This window comes from Phenylobacterium sp., assembly GCF_016793285.1.
Lineage (GTDB): Bacteria > Pseudomonadota > Alphaproteobacteria > Caulobacterales > Caulobacteraceae > Phenylobacterium.
Genome location: NZ_JAEUMO010000100.1, coordinates 1 through 4,856, shown reverse-complemented (window position 1 = coordinate 4,856; position 4,856 = coordinate 1). Strand labels below are relative to the sequence as shown.

Genomic DNA, 4,856 nt, shown 5'->3' with positions numbered 1-4,856 from the left:
AGGAACTGGTCGCCGCCTTAGTGCTCGTGGTCGTCGCTGTCGGGGTCGAGCAGCTTGTGGGCGTGGATGATGAAGTAGCGCATCAGGGCGTTGTCGACCGTCTGCTGGGCCTTGGCGCGCCAGGCGCGGGCGGCGTCCTCGTAGGTCGGGTAGGCGCCGACGAGGTCGACCTTGGTCAGGTCGCTGAACTCGGGCGGGCCTTCGAGGGATTTCAGTTCGCCGCCGATGACGAGGTGGAGGAGCTGTTTGTCGGACATGAGGGTGCGGTTCGTTTCAGGTGAAATCAGTTGCGCGCGCCAATATGCCCGACGCGCGCCAGGATCAATGGGGCGAGCGCCTGCGTGCAGCAGACCAGGCTCGCCTGCGACGGGCGCGCCCGGTTGAAGCGGAAGCCCTCGCCCGTGTGATCGCCGACGAAGCAACCCGCCTCGCGGGCGATCAGGTCGCCGGCGGCGACGTCCCAGTCGGACTTGCGGATCGGCGCGACGGCCGCGTCGAACTCGCCGGCGGCCACGGCGCACATGCGGTAGGCGGTGGAGTTGCGCTGCTCGACCTGCATGGTGGCCGGCCAGGCGGTGGGCCAGGACCAGTGGGCGAAGACGACGGGGTCGCCGGCCATGCGGCAGTCGTCGACCGAGGCGGCTCCGGTGGGGGCGATCGGCAGGCCGTTGCGCGTGGCGCCGCCGCCGGCCACGGCGGCGTACATCTCGCCGAGCTCCGCGGCGAAGACGGCGGCGGCGACCGGGCGTTCGTCCTCGACCACGGCGATGGCGACGGACCACCACGGCTTGTCCTTCAGGAAGGCGCGGGTGCCGTCGATGGGGTCGACCACGAAGATGCGTCGGCGCTCCAGGCGCTCCAGGTCGTCGGCGGTCTCCTCGGAGAGCCAGCCGTAGCCGGGCCGCGCGCTGCGCAGGCGCTCGGTCAGCAGCCGGTCGGCGGCGAGGTCGGCGTTGGTGACCGGACTGTGGTCGTCGGGCTTGAACTCGACCTCCAGGCCCCGGCGGCGGATCGAGCGCGCCAGTTCGCCGGCCTCGCGGGCCGCGTCGACGATGAGCGCGAGGTCGTCCTTCATCGCCCTGCGATGGCGAGGGCGTCGACCAGCAGCGACGGGCCGTTCGACGCGCCGCGGATCTCCAGGTCGGAGCCCGGGACGACACGGCCGAACATCTCCAGCAGGTTGCCCGCGACGGTGATCTCGCTGACCGGATAGGCGAGCTCGCCGCCCTCGAACCAGTAGCCCGCGCAGCCCACCGACCAGTCGCCGGTGTTGGCGTTGAGCGAGGGGCCGAACATCGAGGTGATGACGAGGCCGGCGCCGGCGTCCTTCATCAGCCCGGCGCGGTCCTTGTCGCCCGGCTGGAAGGTGAGGTTCGAGGTCGAGACGCCGGGCGGCCCGGCGAGGCCGCGCGAGGCGTGGCCGGTGGTGGTCAGCCCGAGCTGGCGGGCGGACGAGGAGTTCAGCAGCCAGGTGGTCAGCACGCCGTCGTCGATCAGGTTGCGGGCCCCGTTGGCGACACCCTCGTCGTCGAACGGCGAGGAGCCCAGGCCGCGGCGGCGATGCGGCTCGTCGCGGATGACGATGCCCCTGGAGAAGAGCTGCTGGTGGAGCTTGTCCTTCAGGAACGAGGAGCCGCGGGCGATGGCCGGCCCCGAGATCGCGCCGATCAGCGGGCTCATCAGCGCGCCGGACAGCCGGTTGTCGAAGATCACCGGGGCGGTGGTCGAGGCGATCTTGCGCGCGCCCAGGCGCCGCGCGGCGCGTTCGCCGGCGGACGTGCCGAGGCTCTCGGGCGTGGGCAGGTCGGCCTGCCAGCGGGTCGAGCGGCCGTCGTAGTCGGTCTCCATGCCGCCGTCGTCGCCGGCGATGGCCGAGGCGCCGATGGAGAAGCCCGACGCGCGGTGGACGCCGGTGAAGCCGCCGCTGGTGACCATCGTCCAGCGCGACGACGACCACGAGCCCGAGGCGCCGTCGGAGTTGGTGACCCCCGGCACGGCGCGGGCCGCGGCCTCGGCGACGCGGGCGCGCTCCTCCAGCGCCTCGGCGGTGGGCTCGGTCGGGTCGTAGAGGTCGAGGTCGGGCAGGGGGCCGCGGGCGAGGCGGTCCGGGTCGGCGAGGCCCGCGTAGGGATCCTCGGGCGCGAGCCGGGCCATGGCGACGGCGCGCTCGACCAGCCTGGCCCGCGCTTCGGCCGAGATGTCGGAGCCGGAGACGGTGGCCTGGCGCTGGCCCACGAAGACGCGCAGGCCCAGGTCGCGCGACTCCTCGCGCTCCACCTCTTCCAGGTCGCCCTGGCGCACGGTGATCGACAGGCTGCGGCGCTCGGCGCCCACGGCTTCGGCGGCGTCGGCGCCGGCTCTGAGGGCCGCGGCCACGACGTCGTTCAGCAGGGTTTCGTCCATCGCGGGGATATGGCCGACGCCGCCCGCCGGTACAACCCTACGGAATGGCGTAGAAGATCAGGGCGGCAGCGATGGCGACGTAGCTGATCCAGGTGGCCAGCACGCCCGCGGCGCGGGGCCAGGTGGCGGCGGTGGAGCGCGAGAGGCCCACGGCGTGCAGCACGCGGCCGGCGAACAGCACCAGCCCGATGGGGTGGATCAGCAGCGGCGACGCCCCCACGAGGGCCAGGACGCCCAGGCCGACGAGGGCTGCGGGCACGTACTCCGTGGCGTTGCCGAAGGCGCGGATCGCCTGGTTCAGCGACGGCACGCCGCCGTCGCCGATCTCGACGCGGTGCCTGCGCCGCTGGCGCGTCACCAGCACCGACAGCACCAGCAGCAGGATGAGGTGGAGGCCGACCCAGAGGGCGGCGGCGTGGGCGGGGGCCAGGGGGTCCATGCGCGAACCTTATCTCAGTCCCGGAAACCTCAGTCCACGGGCCGGCCGTCGCCCGGCAGGCCCAGCTTCGCCCACATCTGCGTGACCCGGGCCACGGTGTCGGCGTCCATGCCCAGCTTCTCGCCCCACTCGCGCTTCGTCTCGGGCGGCCATTTGTTGGTGGCGTCGAGGCCGATCTTGGAGCCCAGCCCGCTCTCGGGCGAGGCGAAGTCCAGGTAGTCGATGGGGGTGTTCTCGACGAGGGTGACGTCGCGCGCCGGGTCCATGCGGGTAGAGATGGCCCACATGACGTCCTTCCAGTCGCGGGCGTCGATGTCGTCGTCCACGACGATCACCCACTTGGTGTACATGAACTGGCGAAGGTAGCTCCAGACGCCCATCATCACGCGCTTGGCGTGGCCGGCGTAGGCCTTCTTCATCGAGACGACGGCGATGCGGTAGCTGCAGCCCTCGGGCGGCAGCCAGAAGTCGACGATCTCCGGGAACTGCTGCTGCAGGAGCGGGATGAAGACCTCGTTCAGCGCCTCGCCCAGCACCGACGGCTCGTCCGGCGGGCGTCCGGTGAAGGTGGTGAGGTAGATCGGGTCCCTGCGCATGGTGACCGCGGTCACCTCGAACACCGGGAAGCGCTCGACGGAGTTGTAGTAGCCGGTGTGGTCGCCGTAGGGGCCCTCGTCGGCGTAGTCGTCGAGGTGGACCAGTCCCTCCAGCACGATCTCGGCGTGGGCCGGGACCAGCAGCGGCACGGTCTTGGCCGGCACGAGGTCGAGCTTGGCGCCGCGCAGGAGGCCCGCGAACTGGTACTCGCTGAGGGTGTCCGGGACGGGCGTCACCGCGGCCAGGATCGTGCCGGGGTCGGCGCCGATGACGGCGCAGGCGGGGAGCGGTTCGCGCTTGCCCTGCGCCTTCCAGCGGCGGTGGTGCTGGGCGCCGCCGCGGTGCGCCAGCCAGCGCATGATGGTGCGGTCGCGGCCGATCACCTGCATGCGGTAGATGCCGAGGTTGTAGTCGTCCTCCCTGGAGTCGCCGGGCCCCTTGGTGACCACCAGCGGCCAGGTGATCAGCGGCGCCGGCTCGCCCGGCCAGCAGGTCTGGATCGGGAGTTTCGCGAGGTCGATCCGGTCGCCCTTCCAGACCACCTCCTGCACCGGCGCGGTCTTGCGCGTCTGCGGACGCATGCCCATCACGGTGCGGGCCAGCGGCAGCATGTCCATCGCGTCCTTGAGGCCCCGCGGCGGCTCGGGCTGGCGCAGGAACGCCAGCAGTTCGCCGACTTCGCGCAGCTCGCCCGCGGTGGTGCGTTCCTTGCCCTCGAGCGTCACGCCCATGGCGACGCGCTTGACCGTGCCGAAGAGGTTGCAGAGCGCGGGCATCGCCGAGCGCTCGCCGTCGGCGCGGATGACGTTCTCGAACAGCACGGCCGGGCCGCCGGCGGCCAGCAGGCGGCGCTGGATCTCGGTCATCTCCAGCACGGACGACACCGGCTCGGTCACGCGGACCAGTTCGCCGGCCGCCTCCAGTTTGCCGAGGAACTCGCGCAGCGATCGGTAAGCCATGCGCGCGGTTTACCTGCGCCGTGGAAGGCGGTCTAGGATAGGCGCCCAAGGAGCGTAGATGGCCCGTCTCGACCTCGACGACCTGCCGCCGCGGATCGCGGCCCTGCTCACCGACCTCCCGGCCGGGGAGGAGATCCTGCTGGTGCAGCACGGGGCGGTGGTCGGGCGGCTCACGGCGAACGAGCCGCCGGAGCCGGAAGAGACCGAGCCCGACCCCCTCGAAAGGAAAGAAGGGGAACCCGACCAGAAGCTGCGCGAGGTGTTCGAGAACTTCCGCGCCTCCATCGAGGACGAATTTTGAGCCAGACCGTCACCGCGGGCGTCGCGAAGAGCGCGCGCCACACCAGCGCCTACCTGGAAAGCGGGCCCGCGGGCGCGACCCCGATCGTCTTCGTCCACGGCTGGCCCGAGCTTTCGATCTCGTGGCGCCATCAGCTTCCGGTGTTCGGCGGGCTGGG

Annotated in this window: 6 protein-coding genes; 1 reads left to right on the top strand and 5 read right to left on the bottom strand. The window is 71.9% G+C overall.

Annotation, left to right across the window (positions count from 1 at the left end):
• Nucleotides 1–17: 17 nt before the first annotated feature.
• Genes JNL41_RS10325 through JNL41_RS10305 form a run of 5 tightly spaced genes read right to left on the bottom strand, consistent with a single transcriptional unit; the run spans nucleotide 18 to nucleotide 4,398 of the window.
• Nucleotides 18–257 (bottom strand): DUF4170 domain-containing protein, encoded by a 240-nt coding sequence (locus JNL41_RS10325; protein ID WP_293474621.1) that lies wholly within the window; start codon nucleotides 255–257, stop codon nucleotides 18–20.
• 26 nt (nucleotides 258–283) lie between these two features.
• A complete protein-coding gene (locus tag JNL41_RS10320) occupies nucleotides 284–1,075 on the bottom strand; it encodes a 3'(2'),5'-bisphosphate nucleotidase CysQ (protein ID WP_293474620.1) in 792 nt (263 codons plus the stop codon).
• A complete protein-coding gene (locus JNL41_RS10315; RefSeq protein WP_293474619.1) occupies nucleotides 1,072–2,403 on the bottom strand; it encodes a metallopeptidase TldD-related protein in 1,332 nt (443 codons plus the stop codon). The genes JNL41_RS10320 and JNL41_RS10315 overlap by 4 nt, the downstream gene beginning before the upstream one ends.
• A 37-nt stretch (nucleotides 2,404–2,440) precedes the next feature.
• Nucleotides 2,441–2,842, bottom strand: coding sequence for an MAPEG family protein (locus JNL41_RS10310; RefSeq protein ID WP_293474617.1), 402 nt, complete (start codon nucleotides 2,840–2,842; stop codon nucleotides 2,441–2,443).
• A 29-nt stretch (nucleotides 2,843–2,871) separates the two neighbouring features.
• Nucleotides 2,872–4,398, bottom strand: a complete 1,527-nt coding sequence (locus JNL41_RS10305; RefSeq protein ID WP_293474615.1) for a UbiD family decarboxylase — start codon at nucleotides 4,396–4,398, stop codon at nucleotides 2,872–2,874.
• A gap of 58 nt (nucleotides 4,399–4,456) precedes the next feature.
• On the opposite strand from JNL41_RS10305, the gene JNL41_RS10300 reads away from it, so the two are divergent.
• On the top strand, nucleotides 4,457–4,699 hold the full coding sequence (locus JNL41_RS10300) for a hypothetical protein (RefSeq protein ID WP_293474613.1): 243 nt from the start codon (nucleotides 4,457–4,459) through the stop codon (nucleotides 4,697–4,699).
• The last annotated feature ends 157 nt before the right edge of the window (nucleotides 4,700–4,856 follow it).

Bases quoted from the DNA above. Each gene is read 5' to 3' on its own strand.
- JNL41_RS10325 (WP_293474621.1), bottom strand. From the start codon at position 257: ATGTCCGACAAACAGCTCCTCCACCTCGTCATCGGCGGCGAACTGAAA.
- JNL41_RS10320 (WP_293474620.1), bottom strand. From the start codon at position 1,075: ATGAAGGACGACCTCGCGCTCATCGTCGACGCGGCCCGCGAGGCCGGC.
- JNL41_RS10315 (WP_293474619.1), bottom strand. From the start codon at position 2,403: ATGGACGAAACCCTGCTGAACGACGTCGTGGCCGCGGCCCTCAGAGCC.
- JNL41_RS10310 (WP_293474617.1), bottom strand. From the start codon at position 2,842: ATGGACCCCCTGGCCCCCGCCCACGCCGCCGCCCTCTGGGTCGGCCTC.
- JNL41_RS10305 (WP_293474615.1), bottom strand. From the start codon at position 4,398: ATGGCTTACCGATCGCTGCGCGAGTTCCTCGGCAAACTGGAGGCGGCC.
- JNL41_RS10300 (WP_293474613.1), top strand. From the start codon at position 4,457: ATGGCCCGTCTCGACCTCGACGACCTGCCGCCGCGGATCGCGGCCCTG.